The organism is Micromonospora arida (genome assembly GCF_003857035.1).
GTDB lineage: Bacteria > Actinomycetota > Actinomycetes > Mycobacteriales > Micromonosporaceae > Micromonospora > Micromonospora arida.
In genome coordinates this window covers 1-23,995 of sequence record NZ_QGSY01000136.1, presented here as the reverse complement: position 1 = coordinate 23,995, position 23,995 = coordinate 1, and the positions used below count along the sequence as shown (strand labels likewise).

The window sequence follows — 23,995 nt, the reverse complement described above, 5'->3', positions numbered from 1 at the left end:
AAGGTGCGCCGACGGTCCGCGGACCGTCGGCGCACCTCGCCGCGTCAGGGGCGGGGCTGCCCGGTGAGGTGGGTCAGCGAGCGGGCGACCAGGTCGTCGCGGTCCGCCGGAGGCAGACCCTCCAACCCGAAGCCCAGGTACACCGTGTCCCCGGTGACCACCACCGAGCCCTCCTCGAACGCCTGCTGGCTGCGCGACCAGTCGTTGGCGTTGCCAGCGGAGCCGGGCGGTGGGCCGGCCACCGTCCAGCCACCCAGGTCGGCCGACTCGAACGAGGTCTCCGCCACGGTCGACCCGTCGACCAGCACCCGGGCGTCGTCCAGGAAGACGCCGAGACCCTGGGTGCCCCAGTCCGAGGCGTACGTGATCGACACCTCGACCTGCTTACCGGCGTAGCCCGACAGGTCGACCACGAACTCCTTCCAACCTCCCGACGACCCGCTCGCCGCGTTCCAGCTGCCGGTGCTCCCGGTGGGGGAGCAGTCCGCGCCCTGGTAGTGCGCAAGGAACGGATGCAACTGCTCCACCCAACCCTCGACGCAGCTGTCCCCGGTGACCGTGCTGGTCTTGCCGTTGGCGTCCGGCAGGGTCGTCCAGTCGTCGCTACCCACCTCGTGCGCCTCGACGAACATGAAGTCCCAGTCCTGCTCGATCTCGTAGGAGGTGAAGAAGCGCAACTCTCCGCTGCTCGCCCCGGTGAGATCCACCGTGCGCGTGAGCCGCTTGTACGACTCGTCGGTCTGCCCGCTGTACAGGTACCACTCACCCGTACGCGGATCGAACGGCGCGCCGCCCGGTCGGGTCCAGCCCACCGGCGCGGAACTGGCGAACTGCGGGAACTCGTCCGGCGGCAGGAAGCTCGACGTGGTCAGGAACGACGCGGTGTGCGCCTGGTTCTCCGCCGAGCCGGAGGCGTTCAGCTGCCCGTCGAAGCCGGTGAACGCCGCGTCGGTCCCGACGACCGGGAACGGCTCCCCGTCCGGGCTGGTTCCGCCGTCGCTCACGTAGGTGTGTGCGCCCAGCCAGTACTGCTGGAAGTCGTTCAACAGCGGCAGACAGCTGGCGGCCTCGGCGTCGGTGCACTCCGGTGGCGCGTCCGGGTGATAGACGTACGACCCGTTGGCGCCCTGTGCGAACAACGCGTACTGGCCGCTGACCAGCAGTTTGCCGCCCTCGTTCAGGTAGTCCCGAACGGCCAGCTCAGTTTCCAGCGCCGCCCTGGCCGTCGTGCCGGCCACCTGACCGGGGGAGCGCATGATCACGTCGTCGCCGGTTTCCCAGACCACCGCCTCGTAGTGCGACAGCACGCCGAGCGGGTGCGGCGCCTTGCGGCCCATCGCGTCGAAGTCGTACACGTCGCTGGTGCGCCCGGCGGCGCTCAGCGATGCCGCGACCTCGTCGGCGTACTTCGCGGTGGTGCCGGTCTGCGCCGGGCTGAGGCCGGTGACATCCTCCGCGGCGAGGACCAGCACGTCCCCTCCGACGTCGGTGTGCACCCGGTAGGTGAAGTGTTCGCTGGCGACCACCCCGGACCGGGGTTTGTTGCCGGTGAACCAGACCTCCACCCGGTCGCCCGGCTTCGTGCCGCCCACCCTGCCGCGAAGCTCCGCGTAGTAGTCGTCGTGCGTGCCGCCGTACCGCTCACCGCCGCGCCACTCCCGGACCGAGACGGTCTTCGGCCGCCCGCCGTTGACCGTGTAGTGCATCTTGACGTTCTTCAGCGCCCGCCGGGTGATCGCGGCGACCTGCTGGGTGCGCCCGTACGACGTGTCGAAGGCGTCCACCACGAAGTCCGGGGTGCTCCGTCCGACGACCGAGACCGGCTCGTCCGGGTCCGCCGCCGACTTGGCCACGGCCAGCGCGAAGGGCAGGTTCTTGCCCACCTCCCCAGCGATCAACTCCTCGTCGTCGGGGAAGATGAAGCCGCTGACGCAGTCCTCCGGGCGCCACTCGTCGTCGGGGTCGACCGCCGAGGCGGCCTCACACGTGGACATCTCCGGGGTGAAGCCCAGCGTGCCGTACCGAACGGTGGCGTGGCTGTCGGTGTCACCGTTCGTGGTGTACAGCTCGGCGGAGATGTCCGGGTCGTAGCCGGGCACCGCCGGGTGCGCGTCGTCACCGGCCATCGCCTTGTAGATCTCGTCGTCCGGGGTGGGAGTGCTCACCTGCCAACCGAGGCCGTAGAGCAGCAGCTCGGCCGCCGAGTGGTAGTTGACGAAGAACTCGAACCCGACCCGCTTGAAGAGCCGGTCCAGCGCCTTGGTCTCCGGCTCGGAGTTGGGGCCCGGGCCCCGGTAGGTCTCGCTGTTCGGCTCCGGTGACGAACCCTCGTTGTCGTACCCCCACTTGTAGCTGAAGTTGCGGTTGAGGTCGACGCCGTCGCCGGAGCCGATCTGGCCGTCGCCGTTGTTGTCCCGCAGGTTCTTGCGCCACAGTCGGTTGCCGGGGGTGAACGTGAAGTCGTAGCCGTCCGGGTTGGCGACCGGCAGGAACCACAGCTCGGTCGTGTCCAGGAGTCGGGTGATCTCCCGGTCGGTGCCGTAGCTGTCCAGCACGTGATGCATCAGCCGGCGGGTCATCTCCGGCGTGATCCACTCGCGGGCGTGCTGCGCGCCGGCGTAGAGCACGGCGGGCCGCTTCCCGTCCGCGACGGTCGGCGCGTTCTTGGTGACCTTCACGGCGACGATCGGCTGCCCCTGCTGGCTGCGGCCGATCGTCTCCACCTTGGTCAGCTTGGGATACCGGGCCGCGGTGGCGTTCAGCTCGTCTCGCAGGCCGCCCGGCTCACCATAGGGACGGAAACTCGTCCAGCCGGCCGCGGCCTGCTCCCGCAGCGCCTGCGACGCGTCCTTGCCTCGCACCTTCTTCACCGACAGCGGTACGCCCTTGTCAGTCAACCGCTTCGCCTGCCGTCGGCTGAGGACCGTCTCGACCGTCGTACGGCCGGACGCGTCCGCCTTCGCGTCGTGGCCGAGGTCGACCCCCGCCGCGCGCAGTTGCTCCCGCTGTTTCGCGTCGACAGTGCCGACGTACACCTCCAGGCCGTCGCGGACGCCCGGGTCGGACGGCGGCCGCGCGCTGGCCGGTGGGGTCAGTGCCAGTGCGCCGAGCAGGGTGACCACGCCGGCGATCGCCAGTCGTCTCGGTCTCATCGCGCCTCCTTGGGTGAAGGACCTGTAGGCGCGAGCCTTCGGTGTGGACTGATCGCTGTCAATCGGTCGATGGGCGCAAGGTCGCTGCCCGTGTCGACGCGGCTGCCGCACGTGACGGCTGCGGGCGCTGCGGGTTGTCTGCCGCAAGATGCCTGCGCGGTGACCGAAGTCTGCCGGTCGTCGGGAAACGCTTATTACCACATCAAGCCGACAAATAGCCCGTACGCTCGCTCGTGTCCGAAGTGGTGTCGCCGCAATCAGGCGAGGGAAGGGTTCGATGCGTCAGATCCACAATGTGGTCCAGCGGGAAGCGGTCGTTACTGGGCGGTGTAGCGCCTGATGCGCGTGTCGTCGCACCGCCCCGCGCGTGTGGTCGTGGGGGTCGCCCGTCTTCTGGACCTGATCTGCGTCAGCGGCATGCGGGTTCGCAGGGCCGTCCGCGGCCTGGCGAGCGCCGGCCGCTTCGCCGCCCGGGGTGACAACTTCACCTTCGACCCGGACGGCATCTACACCTACGAGACGATCGAGGTCGGCCGTAACGTCGACCTCGGTCACCGTCCGGTCATCATGGCCGCTCGATCCCGGATCCGGATCGGTGACAACGTCATGTTCGGGCCCGAGGTCACCATCCGGGGCGGCAATCATCGGATCGACCGGGTCGGCGCCCCGATGATCTCCGTCGAGAAGGCTCCCTCGGACGCGGCTCTGGACCGGGGAGTGACGATCGGCGACGACGTGTGGGTGGGCACCCGTGCCGTCATCCTGCACGGAGTGACGATCGGTCGGGGTGCGGTGATCGGGGCGGGCGCTGTGGTGACGCGTCCGGTGCCGCCCTACGCGGTCGCCGCCGGCAACCCGGCGCGAGTGATCCGGCTGCGCTGGCCGGTGGAGACGATCATCTCGCACGAACAGCAGCTCTACCCGCCGGAACGCCGGCTGGCCCCGGCGGAGCTGGCGGCGTTGTCGGACCTTCCGGGGTCTGAAGTCCGGCCAGTCTCATCCGCAGCTGCCGGTCGCTGATGTCGCTCGGCCGGCCCGTCAGCACCATCTCGTAGTCGCACAATGACGAAGCGTGACGGCCGCTGTCGAGAGTCGTTGGACCGGATGACCACTCAACGGGGCGTGAAGGCGGGACGAATGCGACTACTCATCACCGGCGGCGCGGGATTCATCGGCTCGAATCTGGCCCGCGCGGCGGTCCTGCGCCGCACCGTCTCCGACATCCGGATCCTCGACGATCTCGCAACGGGGCGGATGAGCAACCTCGATGGTCTCGACGTCGACACCACTCCGGGTTCGATGCTCGACGACGAGGCGCTGGACCGGGCGATGACCGGCCGGGACGCGGTGGTGCACCTGGCGGCGCTGCCCAGCGTGCCGCGTTCGCTACGTGATCCGATCGCGTCACACCACGCCAACGCCACCGGCACACTGCGGGTGCTGGAGGCCGCTCGCCGGCATGATGTGAACCACGTCGTCGTCGCTTCGTCCTCCTCGGTCTACGGCGCGAACCCGGTGCTGCCCAAGACCGAACTCGCCTGGACCCGCCCGCTCAGTCCGTACGCGGTGAGCAAACTGGCCACCGAGGCCTACGCACTTGCTTACCAGGCGTCCTTCGGCCTGCCTACGCTCGCGTTCCGGTTCTTCAACGTCTACGGCCCGGCCCAGCGGCACGATCACGGCTACGCGGCTGTCATCCCCCGCTTCGTCTACGCGGCACTGCGCGGTGAGCCCGTCGAACTCCACGGGGACGGTCGGCAGTCACGCGACTTCACCTATGTCGAGACTGTCTGCGCGGTGCTGCTCGACGCGGTGGAGCGTTCGGTCTCCCATCCGCAGCCGGTCAATCTCGCTTTTGGCGCCCGGGCGGAGTTGCACACGGTGGTTTCCGAGTTGGAGCAGATCATCACCCGCCCGATCACGCGGCGGCACGTGGCGCCGCGCCCTGGGGACGTCCGACACTCCGAGGCCGACAACAGGGTGCTCCGCTCGCTCTTTCCCGACGTGGTGCCGACCCCTCGCATCGACGGTCTACGGGCCACCGTGGAGTGGTTCGAGGCGCATGTGTTGAAGCAGCAGGCCTGATGGTCGACCGGCCTCCGGCCGCCGGTGCGGCCCCGACCGTCCTGGTCGGCGGCACCACCGCTGCAACCCCTTCAGAGGTACCGACCGCGACGGCGGGGCCGGAGTTACACGAGGGCGACACGTCGATGGCGCGGCGGTCGCGTGGTCGCGCGCTGGTCGCCGGCATCGCCTCTTCGCTCGCCGGCAAGGCTGTCGGCCTGGTCGCGCCACTGCTGATCACCCCGATAGCCTTCGGCTATCTCGGGGCCGAGCGGTACGGCATGTGGATGGCCATCACCTCACTGACCGCGATGGCGCTGTTCGCCGACTTCGGACTCGGAAACGGCCTACTCACCAGGCTCTCTCGGTTGTACGCCACCGGTGAGCGGCGCGCGGCAGCCCGGGAAATCGCTAGTGCCTACGCCGTACTTGGTGCACTGGCGGTGGCCCTGCTGCTGGTGTTGCTGGTCGCTGTCCGGCTGGTTCCCTGGTCGGCGCTGCTGAACGTCGCGGACCCTGTGGTGGCTCGGGATGCCCGAGCTGTGGTGTTGCTCTGCTTCGGCGCATTCCTGGTCAACATTCCGTTGGCACTCATCCAGCGGGTGCAGTACGCCCACCAGCAGGTTGCGCAGAGCAACCTCTGGCAGGCCGCTGGCAGTCTTGGTTCGGCGGGCCTGGTGGTGGCAGCTGTCGCCACGGACGCCAGTCCGGCGCTGGTGATCGCGGCCGCGGTGCTCGCCGTGCCCCTGATGAACCTGGCGAACTCGATCTGCTATTTCGGTTGGCAGCAACCCGCCTTCCGACCACGCGTCAAGGATGTTCGTGCGCCGGTAGCGCGCGGACTGCTCAGGCTGGGTTCCCGCTTCTTCGGGCTCTCCTTGTTGAGTTCCATCGCTCTCAACCTCGACGGCTTCCTGGTCGGTCGGGTGCTCGGTCTGCACGCGGCCGCCAACTACGCGGTGATATTGCGGATGTTCGCGGTACTGGCCCTGTTCGTGACCCTGGTCAACCTGCCGCTGTGGCCAGCCAACGGCGAGGCGCTCGCTCGGGGCGATGTGGGATGGGTCCGGCGCAGCACCCGACGGATGGTCTACCTGTCCGCCGCGGCGGTGACTCTGCCCGCGCTGTGCCTCGTCCTGAGCGGCAACGACATTCTGCAGTTCTGGGTACGTTCGGACGACCTCGAACAGGTGCCGACACCGCTGTTCGCCGCGCTCGCCGTGTGGTCGATTCTCGTTGCGGTCGCGGCTCCGCTGTTCATGGTGCAGAACAGCATCGGACTGCTGGGGCCGCAGTTCGTCGGTTGGGCGGCCTGCCTTGTCGTCGCCGTGCCGCTGAAGATCCTTCTGGCGGGCCGGGGTGGCCTGTCGGGTGTCGCGCTCGCCTCGGCGCTGTCGTACGGGGTCACCGTACTTCCAGCCGCCGTCGTCGGGTATCGCAAGGCGTTGGCCAGCGTTCCAGCGAAAAGGTCGAATTCGATCGAGATGGAGCATGATGGTGAGTACACTCCGCGGCATCGTCGCAGCCCTGCGTGATCGGCGAGCGGCGGCCCGTGATCCGGAAGAGTTCGCGCGTTCGATCGGGGTGAACATGCGCGGACGGGTGCGCTTCTACGGCGTCAACCGGAGCATGTTCGGCTCTGAGCCATGGCTGATCACCTTGGGCGACAATGTCTACATCACGGCCGGGGTGCAGTTCCTCACTCACGACGGTGGCACTCTCATTCTGCGCAGAGAACATCCCGATCTTGAATGGACCGCGCCGATCAGTATCGGCGACGACGTCTACATAGGTGTGCGATCGATCATCATGCCGGGTGTGCGAATCGGGAATCGGTGCATCATCGGGGCTGGCTCGGTCGTGACCCGTGACGTTCCGGACGGCAGTGTCGCCGCCGGCGTACCCGCCCGCGTTCTCCGAAGCACGGACGAGTACCTCGCCGCGATGAAGGCCAAGTCACTCGGCTGTGGCCACCTGCCGGCTCAGGAGAAGGCTGCCGTGATCCGCGAGATCTACGGCGTATCGGGCCCGCGCGACCACCGGACGGTGCCGGCGACACCGAGGGGCGACAACGGGACACGCAGACCGCCGGCTCCAGCCGAGCCGACGGTCTGATCGTGCTGCGTTACTCACCGCTCCGTCGTGGAGCGACGGCCGGTTGGCCGCCCGCGTGGTCCTGGCCGCTCCGGACAGTGGCGCGACCGGTCACGAACGCGCTGACCGTCGGTGCCCAGGCGCGGTAGTCGAACGCTGAGGCCCGTTCACGGGCAGAGTGGCTCATCTGCCACCACTGTGCGTCATCCAGGGCGAGTGCCCGCCGGAGACCCTCCCGGACGTCATCGGCGCCCGGCCCCGCCAGCACGATGCCTTCTCGGCCATCGCTGATGTACGTCGCCAGATCGCTGGTGTGGTTGAGTAGAACCGGGCAGCCGGCGGCCAGGCTCTCTGGAACCTTCGACGGAAAGCCCGCCTCCGCGTAGCCCCCAGGGGGCCGGATCAGCACCGAGAAGTGCGCCGCGCGCAGTTCGGCGAGAACCCGGTCGCGCGACACCCGGCCCAGAAAAACGAGTTGGTCGCCGAGGTCCGCCACCGCCTTGCCGTCCAGGTCGGACACGGCGGTGGCCTGCTCCTGGGTCATTCCGGCTATTGTCAGCCGCACCCGTTGGCGATCCGTCTCCGGCAGCCGACGGATGCCCTCCAGCACGCCCGCGAGATGATCCTTGGACCCCGCGGTGCCGGCGTACAGCAACCGCAGACCGCCCTGCAGTGACGACGGCGCCGGCTGGTCGTAGTCGGCGCAGTCGACCTGTGGCGGAACGACCAGGGTGGCGCGATCCGACCGTGCGAAGCGTCGTTGCAGCGTCGTGGAGATCGCGATGACCCGATCAGCCAACCGCGCAGCGAGAAACGAGTGCCACCGGTGCCGGATGAAGTAGGGCGCCAGTCGCCCGTGGCGAAACTGTGCCGGGTCGTGCCGTTCGAGCACGTCAACCGTCAACGGGCAGCGCAGCGTCAGCCGCAGCACGGTCCAGGTGCTCAGGTTCCACAACCCGAGTGGAATGCAGACCCCGGTGAGGTCGCCGGTGGGTATCCCCGCTTGTCGCAGGGCCCTGAGCACGCGCAGGGGGCGGCTCTGTCGGTGCGCCCATCGACGGAATCGGCCGCCTCCGCCAGCAGCGGAGAGCGTGATCAGCCGCAGCTCGGGTGGCAGGGCGACCGATTCCGGCTGGCGGTCGTTCCCGGGCCAGTCATTGATGATCAGGGTTGACGCACCTGGAGGGGTGGCGGAGCGGGCCAACTGGAGCAGTCGGTTCGACATCGCGTCACCGTGCGGGAACCGATACGCCGCCAGCATGACGACTCGTGGAACGGGCTCCATCGGGGCAATGGTCGGCTGAGCTGCAGAGGTGAGGGTCTCGTAGCTTTTCATGCTTTCCATTCGTATAAAGCGTGTCTCAGGCTTTTGGCGCCTAATGCCGGTGTTACTGTACGCACCGAGACGGTTACGGAGGTCGGGGCGCGCCGCCGATGGCCCCTGGTCGACGATGGAGTGTCAGTGAAACCAGCCAGGCGGATCGACCAGAGCCCGAGTGCGCGGCCCGTGCGGGCACGGCCGATCGTTGTGCAGCATTCGGCCGGCACGCCTGGTGCCAACGGGCCACTGACCGCCGTGCGGCGGGTGCTGGACTCAGCGTTGAGTGAGCAGTACGAGTTCGTCCGCATGCATCAGTTCGGCGGCAACGGTGGCCTCAACGTGCCCCTGTTGCGTCAATGGACGCGACTCCTGCGCCGGGTACGTCCCGACCTGGTGCACGTGCGCGGCCTGCAGAACGAGGGATTTCACGGGGTGCTCGCCGCCCGGATGGCCGGCTGCCCACGGATCCTGGTCACCGTGCACGGCACCGTGCGGGACCTGAAACACGGCGGCCACACGTGGCGTCGCGCGATGCTGGCCCACGGTGCTGAGCCGTCCACTCTGCGGATGGCCAGCCACTTCGCCACCGTGTGTGAGTATGCCGCGGGCCGGAGTTTCCTGCGAGCGTACGAGGACAAGTTCGTCGGCGTGATTCCCAACGGGGTTCCGCTACCCGCCCATGTCGACGCAGATGCGAGGAACGGCCGACGCGCCGACCTCGGTTTGGCCCACGACGACCTGGTCATGATCGCGGTAGCGCGGTTGAACTGGGACAAGGGATTCGGGGTCCTGGCGGACGCGCTGCGCCGACTGCCACCGCAGGCTGGCCCTCGGGTCCTGCTGGTCGCCGGCGACGGGCCGGACCGGGTCGGGATCGCCCAGGCCCTGTCCGGCGTGCCCGGTACCGAGGTACGGCTGCTCGGCAATCGGCTCGACGTGCCGGACCTTCTCTCGGCCGCTGATGTTTTCGTCTTCCCCACCCTGCACGAGAACCTGTCCAACGCCTTGTTGGAGGCAATGGCGCACGCGCTGCCCGTCGTGGCCTCGGCCGTTGGTGGCAACGTCGAGGTGCTCCGTCAGGGCGGTGGTCACCTCGTCAGGGCCGGAGATCCGGAGGCGTTCGCCGGAGCCCTCGGGCCGTTGCTCTCCGACGCTGCCGAACGTCGACACGTGGGGGAGACGGGCCGCAAGGTGGTGCAGGACGCATACAGCCTGCCGGTCATGCTCCGGTCTCTCGATGGCGTCTATCGCCGCATCCTGGAAGGAGCGGTGTGACCGACAAGCCGCATCCCCACGTACTACTGCTGGGTTTTACCGTTGCGGACGACCTCTTCCAGCACATCGTGGCGCGAGACGTCGTCCTGCCTACCCAGACCCACACGTTCGCATGGGCCCTGGTCGAGAGCGTTCGCGCGGCAGGATGTCCGGTACGACTGCTCTCCGCGGCCCCCGCGTCGACCTTTCCACGGAATCGGCAGATCCGCTTCAGGTCAGGGCGGTTCGAGCAGGCCGGCGTGCAGGGAGAGTTGCTGGGTTTCGTCAATCTGCTCGGCCTGAAACACGTGACGCGGTTCCTGGCGGCCGTACGTGCAGGTTCGCGCGCGTTACGCCAGCACGGCGACGACGTCCTGCTCATCCACGGCGTCCACACGCCTTTCCTGTGGTTCGGTGCCCTGGTCGCATGGCGAGGCTCCGCACGGGTTGTACCCGTCCTGACCGATCCCCCCGGGGTGGTACTCCCCGATGACGGCCGGATCGTCCGGGCGCTGCGCCGGCTGGATCACTCGTTGGTCCGCATGGCGCTGCGTCGGTGTTCCGGCGTCGTGGTGCTCACCGCCGCGCTTGCCGAGGATTTCGCGCCTTCGCTTCCGCGTCTTGTCATGGAGGGAATCTGCAACCCGCCGGCTGCCCAGGCAGCACCGTCTGACCCCGCTGGTTCGCTCGACGCGGACGGGCCCTGGGCGGCGAGTCGAGCGCCGGTAGCTGGCTTCCGGGACGTGGTGTATGCCGGCGGCCTCACTCGGGCCTACGGCGTCGACCGCCTGGTCGAGGCGTTCCGCGGCATGGACGATCCCGATCTGCGTCTGTTCCTGTTCGGTAGGGGAGAGCTGGAGGAGTGGCTGCGGACGCAGGCGAAGGCAGACCCCCGGATAGCCCCACCCGAGTTGCTTGACCGCGGTGGGTTGGTGCGGCGCCTCGCTCGCGCCTCGGTTCTGGTGAATCCGAGGCCGGTGGATCAATCGTTCGTCCGGTACTCGTTTCCGTCGAAGCTCATCGAGTACCTGTCCACCGGCATTCCGGTTGTGACCACCCGGCTGCCCGGCATCCCGGCCGACTACGATCCGTATCTCTGCTTTGCTGAGTCCGACACCGCCAAGGGTCTGCGCGACGCCCTGCTCCGGGTGCTCGCCATGTCTCCTGCGGACAGGGGCGCTATCGGCAGGGCCGGAGCCGCATTCGTACGACAGACGCGGGGGCCTGCGGCACAGGGCGAGCGGATTCGGTCCTTCCTGGTCGAACTGATGACCGCTACCCACCGTCATGGCCGCGTGTCGACGGGGAAGGGTGAGCTACCGCAGCACCCGCTCGGGCGGCGCTGAGCCCTTCACGCTCCGGGTGAGGGCGGTCCACAGGTAAAGGAACAGCAGAGTGGCGAGACCGATCACCGCCGGGCGCGACATGCCGAGTTGGTTGTTCGCGGGAATGTAGGCGACGAGCAGACACATCTGAACGAAGATCAAGGTCGGCAGGATGCCGCCCGCGAGGTTCACCTCGCGCCAGAGCCGGGCGAAGAACCAACCAAGGAAGGCCATGAAGAGCACGGTTCCCGGGAAGGTGAGATCCGAGGCCAACCAGGGATAGATCGTCGACCAGTACATGCCTGCGGGCCATCCGGTCCGGCCCTCGGTGCGGACCGGGTAGGCCGGGTACTGGTCGGCCTCGATGCCGAGGTACTGGCTGCCGTACGAGGTGATCGCCGGAGTGCTGCCCAGCCCGTGGGACCAAACGAACGGCGTTTCGAGGTTGTACGCGAGGCCGAGATAGCCATGGGTTGGGTAGATCACCAGCGCGGCGAGACCCGTAGCGACCTGTTCACCGGCAACCCGCTCAACTGTCGGATTGGCACGGACGCGGTCGTGGGTGCCGAACTGGTCGACCCGATCGGCCTGACTGCTCATCATGTAGGCGCAGAAGAGCGCGAACACGACTGCCACCAGCACTGTCGCACGCCGCCGCTTCACCCTCTGTGCGGCGCGGTCGCGATTTCGCGACGAGGCGATGAGAAGCCCGGCAGCAATCATCAGGACGAAGTCCCCGAGGCCCTTGAGTGTGCCGATGTAGAGAAAGAAGAGACTGTAGACCCCGATGCCCGCCAGCCCGACCAGTCGCAGACCACCCGACAGCCGTCGCCAGTGGACGACCAGCAGTGGGACAAGCGCGGTGCCGAGAACGCCGAGCAGGGTCAGTACCTGGATGACCGGGTTCGTCCGTCCGTTGTCCTCCTGCTGCTGGTAGACAGTGAATTTGTTGAGGTACGCACCTGCGGGGTCTTGCAGGCTGGCGATGATGCTGCCCGGGCCGGTCGCCCCGTATTCGAACAACAGGGCCAGGCCGAAGAGCACGTAGTAGATGCCGCCAGCCAGGACCAGCCGGCGCGCCCGCAGCACGTCGGTGGACCGTGTCGTGCTGGCCCTCGGCCGAAAATCGCTGCGGAAGAGCTGGGCGACATAACCGACGGCAAAGGCGCCGGTAGCGCTCATCACGAACAGCCACAGCGTGCCTGGGTTTGGTACCTCCTGCGCCAATGCCCCGGCCCAGAAGAGGCCGAATGTCCCCAGCATCCAACCGCCAGCCAGCAGCAGTGGCAGCCAGGCCCGCAAGGAGCCACGGAACAGGACCAGTGGATTGTGGTTTGGTCCTGGCAACGCCGACGGCGGCGCGAATCGACGTTTGGTGAGGTCTGGTGTTGTCGTGCTCATCCAGCTGTGCTCCCGCGTCAGTGGTCCGCTCCGCCGGGTGCCTCCCGGTAGTGGTCGTTCCGCTCGTCCCCGCTGTGCGCCGCCAGGCTCGCCGTCCGTGGGCACACGCAATGACCAACGACGTGTCGCCTCTGGGGTAGGCCAGGTCGCAGACGGGGGCGTACCGGATGGGGGCGTCACCAGTGCGTAAGGGTGTTATAGCAAGGGTCGGTCCGTTACTTCGGATGTTTCATGAATTGGACGTCAGTTGGGCCGCCGGTAAAGGGGCGGTCGTTTCTTCTTTGTCATACTTTACGACGACTTAGCGGAGACGCGCGTATCTGTTGAGCCGACATGTCGTTGTCCCCGGTGCTGCAACCGGCCGAGACGGCCCTTGCTCCGGACGGATGCGTGGGCGATGCCCCGGCTCCTTTGTCGAGTCGTCGGGTAGCGGACCGGCGAATCGACGACACGGGAGGACCAATGACTTTCGCGACCACCGGACGCCGCGTGCTCATCACCGGCGGTACGGGTTCCTTCGGCCAGACCATGGTTCGCCGGCTCCTCGCACGCGGCGTCGGCGAGGTGCGGGTGCTCAGCCGCGACGAGGCCAAGCAGGACGCGATGCGTCGGCTGCTCGGTGACGAACGGGTCCGCTACTACGTCGGGGACATCCGGGACTACGACTCGGTGCTCAAGGCGAGCCGGGGTATCGACTACATCTTCCACGCGGCCGCTCTCAAGCAGGTGCCGTCGTGTGAGTTCTTCCCACTTGAGGCGGTACGGACGAACGTGCTGGGCAGCAGCAATGTCGTCGAGGCCGCCGAGCGTAACGGTGTCGGCTCGGTGGTGGTCCTCAGCACCGACAAGGCCGTCTACCCGGTGAACGCGATGGGCATGAGCAAGGCGATGATGGAGAAGGTCGTCCAGGCGCACGCCCGGAACAACCCGAACAGCGCCACCACGGTCTCCTGCGTGCGGTACGGCAATGTCATGTACTCGCGTGGCTCGGTGATCCCGCTCTTCATCGAGCAGATCAAGGCGGGCCGGGCGCCCACCGTGACCGACCCGGGAATGACCCGGTTCGTCATGTCGTTGGCCGACTCCGTCGAGCTGGTCGAGCATGCGTTCCAGCACGCCCGTACCGGTGACATCTTCATTCGTAAGGCGGCGGCCTGCACCGTCGGCGACCTGGCCGAGGCGGTGTGTCAGCTCTTCGACGTGCCCGCCAAGCTCGATGTGATCGGCGTACGGCACGGCGAGAAGCAGGCCGAGACGCTGGCCAGCCGGGAGGAACTCATCCAGGCCGAGGACTTCGGGGACTTTCTCCGGGTGCCGCTGGACGGTCGCGACCTCAACTACGCGCTCTACGTTTCCGAGGGAGAGTTCGGCGACGGGCTGACCGAAGACTTCAACTCGTCGAACGCGCCGCAGCTCGGCGTACCCGAGATTGTCGAGTTGCTCAAGACGCTGCCCGAGGTGCGGGCGGAGCTGGCCCTGCGGGACCCGGTGTTGGCGTGCTGAGGTTCGCCGTCACGGGTGGCGGCGGCTTTCTCGGCTGGCACGTCCGGGTGCTGCTGCGCGTGCTCGGCTGGCCGGAGCCGACAGTGCTCAGCCGCGCCGATCTGGCCGACCCCGGCGTGACCGCGGCGAAGATCGCCGGCCACGACCGTCTGCTGCACCTGGCCGGCGTCAACCGTGGAGAGCCGGCCGAGGTCGCCGCCGGCAACATCCAGCTCGCCGCCCAGCTCGCCGACGGGCTCAAGCACTGCGCGGACCCGCCGGCGCGGGTGGTCTACGCCAACTCGGTGCAGTCCGGCAACGGCACACCGTACGGCGACGCCAAGGCCGCTGCCGCCCGGGTGCTGGCAGACACCGGCGTCGACCTCGACGACGTGTTGCTGCCGAACCTGTACGGCGAGCACGGTCGTCCTTACTACAACTCGGCGGTGGCGACCTTCTGCCGGCTGCTCGCCGAGGGTGGGCGGCCCGAGGTGCACGCCGATCGCGAGCTGAGCCTGGTGCACGTCACCGACGCCGCGGCGCGTCTCATCGGGGTGCCAGGCGGCGGATCGTGGGATCCGGCCATGCCGGCGCTGCGCATCGGCGTCCAGGCTCTCGCGGACCGACTCACCGGGATGGCCGCGACGTACCGGACCGGGGAGATCCCGTCCCTGCTGAGCCGGCACGACGTACGGCTGTTCAACACGTACCGGTCGCACTGCTTCCCGGCGCACTACCCGATCACACTGCCCCGGCGGGCCGATGCCCGTGGCGAACTGGTCGAGACGGTGAAGGTACACGGCGGGGCGGGGCAGACGTTCTGCTCCACCACCCGTCCGGGGATCACCCGGGGAGAACACTTCCATCTGGCGAAGGTGGAACGGTTCGTGGTGCTGCGCGGCTCGGCCGAGATCAGCCTGCGCCGGGTCGGCGACTCCGAGGTGCTGCGGTTCCCGGTGAGCGGCGCCGAGCCGGCCCTCATCGACATGCCCACGATGTGGGTGCACAAGCTGGTGAACACCGGCGCGGACGAACTGGTGACGATGTTCTGGACCAACGAGCTCTTCGACCCGGACCGGCCGGACACCTGGGCCGAGACGGTGGAGGCGGCCGCGTCGGCGCCACTGACGGTCAGCGCGTGAGGTCGACCGCTCACGTGACAGCAGAGAGAGGACGGGCATGACCCGGATCATGACGGTGGTCGGCACCCGACCCGAGATCATCAGGCTTTCCCGGGTGATCGCTCGACTCGACGACACGGTGGATCACACGCTGGTGCACACCGGGCAGAACTGGGACACAACCCTGTCCGACGTGTTCTTCAAGGAGTTGCGCCTGCGGGAGCCGGATCGGTTCCTCCGCGTCGACACCTCATCACTGGGCCGGGTCCTCGGCGGGGTGCTTGTCGGCATGGAGGCGGCGATCGCCGAGGTGCGGCCGGACGCGCTGCTGGTGCTCGGTGACACCAACAGCTGCATCGCCGCACTGATGGCCCGCCGGATGAGGGTGCCGGTCTACCACATGGAGGCCGGCAACCGGTGCTTCGACCTGAACGTGCCGGAGGAGACCAACCGGCGCCTGGTCGACCATGTGGCCGACTTCAACCTCGTCTACACCGAACACGCACGGCGAAACCTGCTCGCCGAAGGGTTGCACCCGCGCCGGATCCTGCACACCGGCTCGCCGATGCGGGAGGTGTTGGAGCACTACCGGACGCCGATCGCCAGCTCGACCATCCTGAGTCAACTGGAACTCGCCCAGGGTCGCTACTTCCTCGTCAGCGCGCACCGGGAGGAGAACGTCGATCGCCCCGACCGGCTCCAGCGGCTGCTGGACTGCCTGGTCGCGGTTCGCGACCGGTGGGGCTTCCCGGTGCTGGTCTCCACCCACCCGCGCACCCGTAAGCGGCTGGAGGCACTGGCCCCGGATGCCACCGGGCTCGACGGCATCGCCTTCCACGACCCGTTCGGGCTGCTCGACTACGTACATCTGCAGACGAAGGCCTACTGCACCCTCTCGGACAGCGGCACGATCAGCGAGGAGGCCGCCATCCTGGGCTTCCCCGCGGTGACGCTGCGCGAGTCGATCGAACGCCCCGAGGCGCTCGACGCCGGCGGCATCATCATGACCGGCCTGGACCCGCAGGGCGTGGTCGAGGCTGTCGAGGTGATGGTGGCGCAGGTCGCCGCGGAGGGGGTGCCCTGCCCGGTCGACTACCAGGTGCCCGACACCTCCCGACGCGTGGTCGACTTCATCCTCTCCACCGTGCGCCGACACCACGACTGGGCGGGCATCCGCCGCTGACCAGCAGCACCGACACCAGGGCCGGCCACCACGAACCTGTGGTCGCCGGCCCTGGTGTCGGTGTGCCTGGTCCCGGCCCGCGCGCGCGGGGTGCGGTGACCGCGGGGCCCTTCAGCCAACGGAACGGGGTGACGCCGCCGCGGCGTCACCCCGTGCACCGCCGCCGCTGCGGCGGGGTCGATCAGTGCGGTTGCAGGGGTACGCCCAGCGGACCCTTCGCCATCGGACCGACCGGCTGGGCGCAGAGCAGCGCGAGGTGCTCGACGATCTTCGCCGTGTCGTCGTACGGGTCGAGCCCGCTGACCTCTATCGGATCGAGCGCCGGGACGGCCACGTGCGACACCAGGGGATGGAACGGCCGGGTGTCCACCTCGCCGGTGCCGAGGAGGTCTTCGTGCAGCTTCTCCCCGGGGCGAAGGCCGGTGTAGACGATCGGAACGGAACTGGACGCCTGATCGGCCATCTGTCGGGCCAGGTCGGTGATACGGACCGGGTCACCCATGTCGAGCACCAGTGCCTCGCCGTCCTGACCGATCTCGGCGGCCTGGAGCACCAGGTGGACCGCCTCCTGGACGGTCATCAGGTAGCGGGTGACGTCGGGGTGGGTGACGGTCAGCGGCCGTCCGTCCTCGATCTGCCGTTGGAACGCGGTCACCACCGAGCCGCGGCTGCTCAGCACATTGCCGAACCGGACGCTGAGGAAGGTCCCCGGGAACCGGGACCCGGCGTGTGCGGTCAGTCGCTCGGTGATCCGTTTCGAGTAGCCGAGGACGCTGATCGGGTTGGCCGCCTTGTCGGTGGAGATGTTGACGAACTTCGCCACATCCTGGCAGGCGTCCAGCACCGACAGGGTTCCCCAGACGTTCGTCTTGACCGCCTCGCCCGGGTGCCGCTCCAGCAGGGTCAGGTGCTTGAGCGCCGCCGCGTGGAAGATGACCTCCGGTCGGCGCTCCCGGATGATCCGCCGAATGCCCTCGTCGTCCCGCAGGTCGGCGAGGATCAGCTCGGGGCCGTCCAACATGGCCCGGCCGACGAGCGACATCTGGAGGCTGTGCAGCGCCGACTCGTCCCGGTCCAGCATCATCAGCTCACCAGGGTTGGCCTTCATCACCTGGCGGCAGAGTTCGGAGCCGATGGATCCGCCGGCGCCGGTGACGAGGATCCGCCGCCCGGTCAGGCTGTTGGTGCTCAGCGGCAGGTCACCGACCACCTGACGGCGGCCGAGCAGATCGTCGATCTGCACGTCCCGGACGTCGGTGACGGTGATCCGGTGGTCGACCAGGTCCCGCACCGGGGGCAGCACCTTGAACACCGCGCCAGCGTCAAGGGTCGCCCCACGGATCTGGCGGATCAGCGCGGCGTCCGCGTTGGCCACCGAGAAGATGACGGCGGTGGCACCGGTACGCCGGACCGAGGTGGCGACATCGTTCCGTCCGCCCAGGACGCGGACCCGACCGATGCGCAGGTCGCGCTTGTCCGGGTCGTCGTCGAGGGCGCCGACCGGTAGGTACCGACCGCGCGGGTCGCTGAGCATGGCCCGGAGCAGCCCCTGGCCGGCATCTCCCATCCCGAACAGCAGCACCGGCGTCGACGACCGGACATCCGGCCGCATGGCGAGGTCGCGGCGGTGCCGGTACGCGAACCGGGCGCCGAGCATGAACAGCAGGGCGAGCGCGCCGCCGACCAGAGGGGTGCTCGCCGGAACCGGTCGCTCGCTGGACGGCAGCAGGCCGAGCAGCACGATCCCGGCCGTCGTGATGGTGGTGCCGGCGACGCCTTGGACCTCCTGCAGGCTGCCCAGCGGGTGTCGTCCGGAGTAGAGCCGACGCAACGCCGCCACTGCCACGTGTATGACCGCCGCGGCCGTCCCGACCGCTGCGGCTCGGCCGAACTGGCCGGGAGGAAGCTGGAACTCGGATCGGGTCCAAGCGGCGGCGACTGAGCCGCCGACCCAGGCGGTGGTGTCGGCCGCGAGAAATCCGATGGCCCGGCGGCGAGCCCTGGCTCGCCGCGTCCGCTGGTCCAGCCGCTCCGTGTGCTCCGTGTCCTGGGGCATGTACTGGCTCCCTGTCCCGTCTTCCGACTACTTCCGCCGCCCGGCAGAAGGAGCTTTGCGCTCCTTGTCCTTGTTACAGGGCGAAGCGGCACTGTTGGCCGTTTTCGGGTTATCTGAGCCGAAGATCCGGCTATCCTTTTGGCCGCCCAGTGAGCCTGGCCGCTGTCACGGTCAGAGCCGCCGCCGTCCGGTTTCGCCCACCGGTGCTGCGGCGTGAGCTGCTGGGTTCGGCGGCGCCACCGGCGCGCTGGTCACCGATCGGACGGGACGTGGTCCCGGACCGCCTTCTCCAGGTGCCTGGCGAGGGCAACGCTGCCGACCCGTTCCGAGAGTCGTTCCAGGTAGAACTGCCGGCCGCTGCGGCCCAGCTCTTCACGTTTCTCGGCGCCCAACTCGTACATCCGACGGATCGCGTCGGCCAGGGCGTAAGGGTCGCCGGGGGGAGCGACGAATCCGGCACCGGACTCGTCGACGAGCCGGGCCGCGTCACCCGCCAGGGCGGCGACGATGGGACGGCCGCACGCGAGGGTGCTCTGCACCTTGCTGGGCATGATCGAGCGGAGGAAGGGCTGATCGCGCAAAGAGATCAACTGGACGTCCGCGAGTGGCATCAGCTCGACCATCCGCTCGATCGGCTGCTGGCCGAGGAAGACCACCCGGCCGGGTGCGTACCGTGCGGCCGATTCGCGTAGCCGCCGCTCTTCCACGCCGCTGCCCGCGAACACGAGCGTCAGGTCCGGGATGTCGGCGAGGTACTCCAGTGCGTCGACGGCGACATCGAGCCCTTGGAGGTTCCCCATGCTTCCCGCGTACATGACGACGAAGCCCTTCAGCCCGAGGGAGCCAGCCATCTGCGGATCGGGTGTTCTCGGGCGGAAGACCCGCTCGTCGACCCAGTTGTAGACAACCGACAGTTTGTCTCGCGGGACTCCGCGGCTGTTCAGGATGTCGGCCATACCCGGCGCGATGACGGCAACCGACGATGCGTTCCGATGCGCCGAGTCGCAGAACCGGTTGAGCAACCGGATTATCAGGTCGGTGCGACGGCCAGGGCGGACATAGTCGCTCTCCGCCAGGGTGTCCGGCCAGAGATCCTCCATGAGGATCACGTACGGGCGTCCGTGCAGCCAACGGGCCATCATCGCGGGCAGCGCCACAGTCGCCGGCGAAGAGTAGACCAGCCACACGTCGACTTTGCGGAGCAGATCCAACCGGGCCGCCGCCGAGGCCGCGAAGCTGAGATAGTTGGCAGCCCGTCTGACTGCTGACCGGTCGTGGCTGGGCACCAGCGGCACCCGGTGCACCGAGACCCCGTTCATCTTCTCGAACCGGTACGGACGGATCCGGTACCCCGGAGACAGTCGGCCGGACGGATAGTTCGGGAAGCCGGTGAGCACGTGCACCTCGTGCCCAAGTGCGACGAGCGACCGACTGATGATCCCCGGCAGGACGGCAGAGCCACCCTCCGGGTCGTACCACTGCGTGATGATCCCGATTCTCACCGCGGTGTCACCGCAGCCGGAGCAGCCAAGGAACCGATCAGGCCAGCCGAGCCCGACACGAGGGCGAGAGTCATGGAGAACCTTCCTGTTTGGGCGGAGCTACTTCGTCAGATACCGGTCGGCCCCGGCCGCTCCGCTGGTGTCCTGCGGTTGCGAGTCACCTGTTCTCGGTCGCGCGAGGGCCTCGGCGCTCGGTGACGAGGCGGGTGTCGGCCCGGTCCCGGCGGTTCTCAGCCGCTCCCATGCCTCGGGGCGCAGCTGCGGCGCCAGCCCCTGGTCGGCGAGCCAGCCCGGCACCTGTCGCTTGCCGAACAGGAGCATCTCCACGCGACGGGCATGCGCGTTGGCGTTCAGACTCGTCCGCCCGTACGCGGTGAAGCAGCGCGTCGCGTACCGCGCCACCCGCGGTGGAAGGTGCAGTGGCTCGCGACCACCGAGAAGGCGGAGCAGGAGCCCGGTCGTCATGCCGTTGTAGGGCTGGAGAACGATGGGCGGTACTGATCCGTCGACGAGCCCGAGATGGGTGATCGCCGTGGCGACATCGTCGATGAGGACCTGGGGCGTTGGTGCGGTGCCGTCCCCGGCGACGCAGCTCGCGCGCGACTGTGCGAGCCGGATGAGGGCACGGGTGTTCGGCCGATCCACGTCGTGCACCCAGGTCGACCGGTAGATGACAGTGTCGATGCAGTCCTCGCGCCGCAGCAGGCGTTCACCGATTGCCTTGGAACGCGAGTACGGCGAGAACGGCATCGTCCGTGCTGTCTCGTCGAGCGCCATCTGCCCCTGCGCTGCCGCAGAACTGACGTGGACCAGTCGCCTGGCGTTGACCAGAGCGCTGGCTCGGGCGACCAGTGTGGGTAGCAGGGTGTTTCCGCCGTACAACTCCGCGCTGTCCGGGGCGGACCCGTTCGGTAGTCCGGCCGTGTTGATCACGATCTGGGCGCCGTCGAGCTGCGCGGCGAGTGCGTCGACGACATCCTCGTAGAGATCTGCGGGCACCGAATCTGCGCGAAGAGCGTGGGTGAGCGGCCACGACAAGCGCGGCGCGGCGACGGGCTGGACCTTGACGCCCCGGTTGCCCAACTCGGCGACGACCGCTCGACCGACGAAGCCGCTGCTGCCGAGCACCGCGACCTTGTCGATCGGCCGGCTCCCTGGGCGGCCGGCGAGGTCACCGGCTCGTTGAACTGACAGTTCTGGCATGGATCGTCCTTCCTTCCGACGAAGGCTGTCGTCGCTGGGCGGCGAGCCACCCCGGGGCAGCGAGGTAGGCGGCGAGGATCGCGAGGGCCGTGGCGTCCAGTGCGGCGCGGGTGATCGGCCCGCTGAAGGACGCGGCAACCAGGCAGGCGGCCACCGCCGCCCCGGCGACGGCCGTCGCCACGGTGACCCGCTGGTGTGACCACCCGCCGTCGGTCAACCGCTGGTAGGCATGGTGGCGGTGCGGGTGATACCAGGCCTCGCCGTTACGGATACGGCACAGGAGCGTCCAACCCGTGTCGGCGAGATAGAGGGCGAGTGGCGCCACGGCCGCCTCGGGCGGGGTGCCGCGAACGACGGCGTACGCGGCGATCGTGGCGAGCGCGCCGCCGAGGGCGTAGGACCCGACGTCACCGAGAAAGACCCTGGCGACCCAGGCGTTCCAGGGGAGGAATGTCAGGGATGCGGCGGCGATCAGACTGCCGGCCGCGGTCAGCAGCGGGAGGTCTGTAAGCACTCCCAGCACGGCGTACACCACTCCGCCGAGGATCGCGTGCACGGCCGAGATGCCGTTGATGCCGTCCATGAAGTTGAAGGCGTTCACATACGAGGTCAGCCAGGCCGCCAGGGCGAGTACCAGAAGCACGTGGACGTACAACGCCTGCCCACCGGGCACCAGGACCAGGGCCGTGCCCACGCCGGCGAGCAACTGCAGAAGCAGCCGGCTGCGGATCGGGACACCCCGGAGGTCTTCCAGGAGCCCGATCGCCGCGAAGAAGAGCAGCGGTACGGCGATGGATCGTGCGTGCTCGTTCAGGAGAAGTGCGAGCCCTGCCGCGGCGGCCACTCCCACGCCACCGCCGCGCGGGATCGGTGTGCTGTGCGAGGAACGCTCCGACGGTATGTCGAGAACCGCGGCTGCTCTCAGCAGGCGAAGGATCAGTGGCTGCAGCAGGGTGCCGACGGCGAGTGCGAGCACGATTCCGCCAGCGAGCGGAACACTCAGCATGGCGTGGTTCCTGCGGAAAAGAAGTGAGGATCCTCTTTAATATGTACGAGATTCACCACTTGAGCCTTTAGGTTGAACCGGTGATATAGGGATGAATCAATAATAGAAGTCGCTTCTATGAGTAAACGACCGTTCCCGGTATTCGGTGTGGAGCACGCAGCTGAAACTGCTCACGGTGCCGTGGAAGACGTCCGGCAGCCCGGTGCGGGCGCTGACCTCGTTGGTCACCCTGCCGGCGGCGGCGGCGGACGTGACGGTGGCCGCCTACCGAGTGCGGGACGAGGCGGCTGGCCTGCTCACCCTCGTGGTGCGGCAGGCATGGTGGTGGAGCCTGGCCCGCCGGGGCCGTCGTTCAGCAGCCGGGTGAGCAGGGTCCGCAGCGGGATCGACTCACCGTCGCGACCCCCCGCTCCGACGACCAACGGCGCCGGGCTGGGCTGCGGGTCGACGCCGAACAGTCGGGCCCGCAGACCGCCCGGCACGGTCAGCAGGTGGAACCGGCCAGCCACGTCCACCGCGCGGGTTTCGGCTCGATCGACGTACCAGCCGGTCAGCCCCGTGCGGTAGCGCCCACGCCCGTCGTATCCCCGGGCGACCAGGCGCGTGGTGGGCAGCCCTCGCCGGGTCGCCTCGGCCACGAACCAGGCCACCAGCTCCGCCGCCTCCGCGTGCTCGGCGGCCCGCCGCCGCGCGTCCGCGTCGGCGTGTGCCCGCACCGCCTGCCGCTGCTGATCCCGCCACTCCCGGGCGTCTCGCTCACCCACGACGCCGACGGTACGCGAGCCGACTCAGACGAGCACGGCCCGCAGCGTCTGCCGGGCGATGCGGGCCATCACCGGATTGGTCTCGACGTAGTACGGCAGCGCGTTGATCGCCTGCTCCAGGGCCCAGCCGCGCCCCCGCTCCCACGTCGCGTCGTCCACGCCCAACGCCCGCCGGTACGTCTCGCGGGAACCCGCGTCGAACAGGTTCCACGCCGGCATCAGGTCCACCGCGGGGTCGCCCACGCCGACCGCGCCCAGATCGATGACGGCGGCCAGCCGGCCGTGGCGGACCAGCAGGTTGCCCGGCATCAGGTCGCCGTGGATCCACACGTCGGCGGGGTCGTCGCGGCGCGCGTCCCGGCACCGCTCCCACACCTCGCTGAGCGCGGTGGTGTCGGTGAGCGCGCCGCTGACCGCGAGCGCGGCCCGCACGCCGGCGTCCTCGGCTGCCAGCCGCCCGCCGCGCCCGTTACCGGACCAGATCCGCCCGCCGGTGTCGATGCCGCGCAGTGCCGTCACCACGCCGGCCAGGTCCCGCGCGAAGACGTCGAGGTCGGCGATCCGGTCGGGCTGGGCCGTCTGCCCCGGAATGAACTGGTACGCCGTCCACGGCCCGGGGTACCCGTCGCCCGGCTCGCCGAGGCCGAGCGGTTCGGGCACCGCGACCGGCAGGTGCCCGCCGAGCAGCACGGCGTGCTCCTGCTCGCGCCGCAGCTCGGCGCGCAGCTCGGGATCGGTCGAGGGGAGCAGCGGAAACCGCAGCACGATGTCCGGGCCGAGCCGGAACAGGGCGTTCACCGTGCCGGTCGAGGGGAGCGGCCGGACCGGCAGGCCCCGCCACCGCGGAAACTGCTCGGCCACCAGCGCGGACACCACGTCCACGCTCACGTCCACCTGATCGGCGTGCATCCTCACCGCGAGATCATCACCCCGAACCTCGCGGCCACGCGAGCGGATTTCCCCGAGGCCGCGCCGTCCGCTCCTACGGCCCTTCGCCTCCCGCTCCGGCTCCATCCCGCGCCGGCCCGCTTGCCGCGCCGGCCCGCTTGCCGCTCCGGCCCGCTTGC

18 protein-coding genes are annotated in these 23,995 nt (G+C 68.9%); 9 read left to right on the top strand and 9 right to left on the bottom strand.

What is annotated here, in order from left to right:
- Positions 1 to 44: 44 nt before the first annotated feature.
- Positions 45 to 3,152 (bottom strand): M14 family metallopeptidase, encoded by a 3,108-nt coding sequence (locus DLJ58_RS08255; RefSeq protein WP_124854608.1) that lies wholly within the window; start codon positions 3,150 to 3,152, stop codon positions 45 to 47.
- Between the two features lie 417 nt (positions 3,153 to 3,569).
- On the opposite strand from DLJ58_RS08255, the gene DLJ58_RS34840 reads away from it, so the two are divergent.
- The 4 genes from DLJ58_RS34840 to DLJ58_RS08235 all read left to right on the top strand — a co-directional run bounded on the left by DLJ58_RS34840 (position 3,570) and on the right by DLJ58_RS08235 (position 7,331).
- Complete coding sequence (locus DLJ58_RS34840; RefSeq protein ID WP_279635850.1) at positions 3,570 to 4,172, top strand: acyltransferase; 603 nt, start codon at positions 3,570 to 3,572, stop codon at positions 4,170 to 4,172.
- A 117-nt stretch (positions 4,173 to 4,289) separates the two neighbouring features.
- On the top strand, positions 4,290 to 5,237 hold the full coding sequence (locus DLJ58_RS08245) for an NAD-dependent epimerase/dehydratase family protein (RefSeq protein ID WP_124854606.1): 948 nt from the start codon (positions 4,290 to 4,292) through the stop codon (positions 5,235 to 5,237).
- Entirely contained in the window at positions 5,201 to 6,751 is a 1,551-nt protein-coding gene (locus DLJ58_RS08240) for a lipopolysaccharide biosynthesis protein (protein ID WP_124854605.1), read from the top strand. The genes DLJ58_RS08245 and DLJ58_RS08240 overlap by 37 nt, the downstream gene beginning before the upstream one ends.
- 55 nt (positions 6,752 to 6,806) lie before the next feature.
- Positions 6,807 to 7,331 (top strand): DapH/DapD/GlmU-related protein, encoded by a 525-nt coding sequence (locus DLJ58_RS08235; RefSeq protein WP_244218842.1) that lies wholly within the window; start codon positions 6,807 to 6,809, stop codon positions 7,329 to 7,331.
- A 10-nt stretch (positions 7,332 to 7,341) separates the two neighbouring features.
- Here the strand turns inward: DLJ58_RS08235 and DLJ58_RS08230 are convergent, their stop codons facing one another.
- Positions 7,342 to 8,535, bottom strand: a complete 1,194-nt coding sequence (locus DLJ58_RS08230; RefSeq protein ID WP_158629562.1) for a glycosyltransferase — start codon at positions 8,533 to 8,535, stop codon at positions 7,342 to 7,344.
- Positions 8,536 to 8,895: 360 nt separating this feature from the next.
- Between DLJ58_RS08230 and DLJ58_RS08225 the strand changes: the two genes are divergently transcribed.
- Both DLJ58_RS08225 and DLJ58_RS08220 read left to right on the top strand, forming a co-directional pair.
- Entirely contained in the window at positions 8,896 to 9,906 is a 1,011-nt protein-coding gene (locus DLJ58_RS08225; protein ID WP_124854602.1) for a glycosyltransferase family 4 protein, read from the top strand.
- The gene (locus tag DLJ58_RS08220; protein WP_124854601.1) at positions 9,903 to 11,231 is read left to right on the top strand and encodes a glycosyltransferase; all 1,329 of its coding nucleotides are present in this window, start codon (positions 9,903 to 9,905) and stop codon (positions 11,229 to 11,231) included. The genes DLJ58_RS08225 and DLJ58_RS08220 overlap by 4 nt, the downstream gene beginning before the upstream one ends.
- Here DLJ58_RS08220 and DLJ58_RS08215 read toward each other — a convergent pair.
- Positions 11,202 to 12,611 carry a hypothetical protein gene (locus DLJ58_RS08215; protein ID WP_124854600.1) on the bottom strand — a complete coding sequence of 470 codons (1,410 nt, stop codon included), beginning with the start codon at positions 12,609 to 12,611 and terminating at the stop codon, positions 11,202 to 11,204. The genes DLJ58_RS08220 and DLJ58_RS08215 overlap by 30 nt on opposite strands.
- A 462-nt stretch (positions 12,612 to 13,073) precedes the next feature.
- Between DLJ58_RS08215 and DLJ58_RS08210 the strand changes: the two genes are divergently transcribed.
- From DLJ58_RS08210 to wecB, 3 genes are read left to right on the top strand one after another with little or no spacing between them, the layout of a single operon-like run.
- Positions 13,074 to 14,114 (top strand): SDR family NAD(P)-dependent oxidoreductase, encoded by a 1,041-nt coding sequence (locus tag DLJ58_RS08210; RefSeq protein WP_124854599.1) that lies wholly within the window; start codon positions 13,074 to 13,076, stop codon positions 14,112 to 14,114.
- Positions 14,108 to 15,235: a polysaccharide biosynthesis C-terminal domain-containing protein gene (locus tag DLJ58_RS08205; RefSeq protein ID WP_124854598.1), complete on the top strand. Its 1,128-nt coding sequence runs from the start codon at positions 14,108 to 14,110 to the stop codon at positions 15,233 to 15,235. Before DLJ58_RS08210 ends, DLJ58_RS08205 begins: the two co-directional genes overlap by 7 nt.
- 37 nt (positions 15,236 to 15,272) lie before the next feature.
- Entirely contained in the window at positions 15,273 to 16,397 is a 1,125-nt protein-coding gene (gene wecB / locus DLJ58_RS08200; RefSeq protein ID WP_124854597.1) for a non-hydrolyzing UDP-N-acetylglucosamine 2-epimerase, read from the top strand.
- 181 nt (positions 16,398 to 16,578) lie between these two features.
- Here the strand turns inward: wecB and DLJ58_RS08195 are convergent, their stop codons facing one another.
- The 6 genes from DLJ58_RS08195 to DLJ58_RS08170 all read right to left on the bottom strand — a co-directional run bounded on the left by DLJ58_RS08195 (position 16,579) and on the right by DLJ58_RS08170 (position 23,837).
- Entirely contained in the window at positions 16,579 to 18,453 is a 1,875-nt protein-coding gene (locus DLJ58_RS08195; RefSeq protein ID WP_124854596.1) for a nucleoside-diphosphate sugar epimerase/dehydratase, read from the bottom strand.
- Between the two features lie 251 nt (positions 18,454 to 18,704).
- The gene (locus DLJ58_RS08190; RefSeq protein ID WP_124854595.1) at positions 18,705 to 19,955 is read right to left on the bottom strand and encodes a glycosyltransferase family 4 protein; all 1,251 of its coding nucleotides are present in this window, start codon (positions 19,953 to 19,955) and stop codon (positions 18,705 to 18,707) included.
- Between the two features lie 99 nt (positions 19,956 to 20,054).
- Positions 20,055 to 21,158: an NAD-dependent epimerase/dehydratase family protein gene (locus DLJ58_RS08185; protein ID WP_124854594.1), complete on the bottom strand. Its 1,104-nt coding sequence runs from the start codon at positions 21,156 to 21,158 to the stop codon at positions 20,055 to 20,057.
- Entirely contained in the window at positions 21,127 to 22,164 is a 1,038-nt protein-coding gene (locus tag DLJ58_RS08180; RefSeq protein ID WP_124854593.1) for an MraY family glycosyltransferase, read from the bottom strand. The genes DLJ58_RS08185 and DLJ58_RS08180 overlap by 32 nt, the downstream gene beginning before the upstream one ends.
- A gap of 296 nt (positions 22,165 to 22,460) precedes the next feature.
- A complete protein-coding gene (locus tag DLJ58_RS08175; RefSeq protein WP_124854592.1) occupies positions 22,461 to 22,928 on the bottom strand; it encodes a hypothetical protein in 468 nt (155 codons plus the stop codon).
- A 24-nt stretch (positions 22,929 to 22,952) separates the two neighbouring features.
- Entirely contained in the window at positions 22,953 to 23,837 is an 885-nt protein-coding gene (locus tag DLJ58_RS08170) for an aminoglycoside phosphotransferase family protein (RefSeq protein WP_124854634.1), read from the bottom strand.
- Positions 23,838 to 23,995: the final 158 nt, after the last annotated feature.

What these genes read in the sequence shown, in the direction of transcription:
- wecB (WP_124854597.1), top strand. Translation starts at nt 15,273, where the DNA reads ATGACCCGGATCATGACGGTGGTCGGCACCCGACCCGAGATCATCAGG.
- DLJ58_RS08180 (WP_124854593.1), bottom strand. Translation starts at nt 22,164, where the DNA reads ATGCTGAGTGTTCCGCTCGCTGGCGGAATCGTGCTCGCACTCGCCGTC.
- DLJ58_RS08230 (WP_158629562.1), bottom strand. Translation starts at nt 8,535, where the DNA reads ATGTCGAACCGACTGCTCCAGTTGGCCCGCTCCGCCACCCCTCCAGGT.
- DLJ58_RS08255 (WP_124854608.1), bottom strand. Translation starts at nt 3,152, where the DNA reads ATGAGACCGAGACGACTGGCGATCGCCGGCGTGGTCACCCTGCTCGGC.
- DLJ58_RS08210 (WP_124854599.1), top strand. Translation starts at nt 13,074, where the DNA reads ATGACTTTCGCGACCACCGGACGCCGCGTGCTCATCACCGGCGGTACG.
- DLJ58_RS08185 (WP_124854594.1), bottom strand. Translation starts at nt 21,158, where the DNA reads ATGCCAGAACTGTCAGTTCAACGAGCCGGTGACCTCGCCGGCCGCCCA.
- DLJ58_RS08170 (WP_124854634.1), bottom strand. Translation starts at nt 23,837, where the DNA reads ATGCACGCCGATCAGGTGGACGTGAGCGTGGACGTGGTGTCCGCGCTG.
- DLJ58_RS08215 (WP_124854600.1), bottom strand. Translation starts at nt 12,611, where the DNA reads ATGAGCACGACAACACCAGACCTCACCAAACGTCGATTCGCGCCGCCG.
- DLJ58_RS08195 (WP_124854596.1), bottom strand. Translation starts at nt 18,453, where the DNA reads ATGCCCCAGGACACGGAGCACACGGAGCGGCTGGACCAGCGGACGCGG.
- DLJ58_RS08235 (WP_244218842.1), top strand. Translation starts at nt 6,807, where the DNA reads ATGCGCGGACGGGTGCGCTTCTACGGCGTCAACCGGAGCATGTTCGGC.
- DLJ58_RS34840 (WP_279635850.1), top strand. Translation starts at nt 3,570, where the DNA reads ATGCGGGTTCGCAGGGCCGTCCGCGGCCTGGCGAGCGCCGGCCGCTTC.
- DLJ58_RS08245 (WP_124854606.1), top strand. Translation starts at nt 4,290, where the DNA reads ATGCGACTACTCATCACCGGCGGCGCGGGATTCATCGGCTCGAATCTG.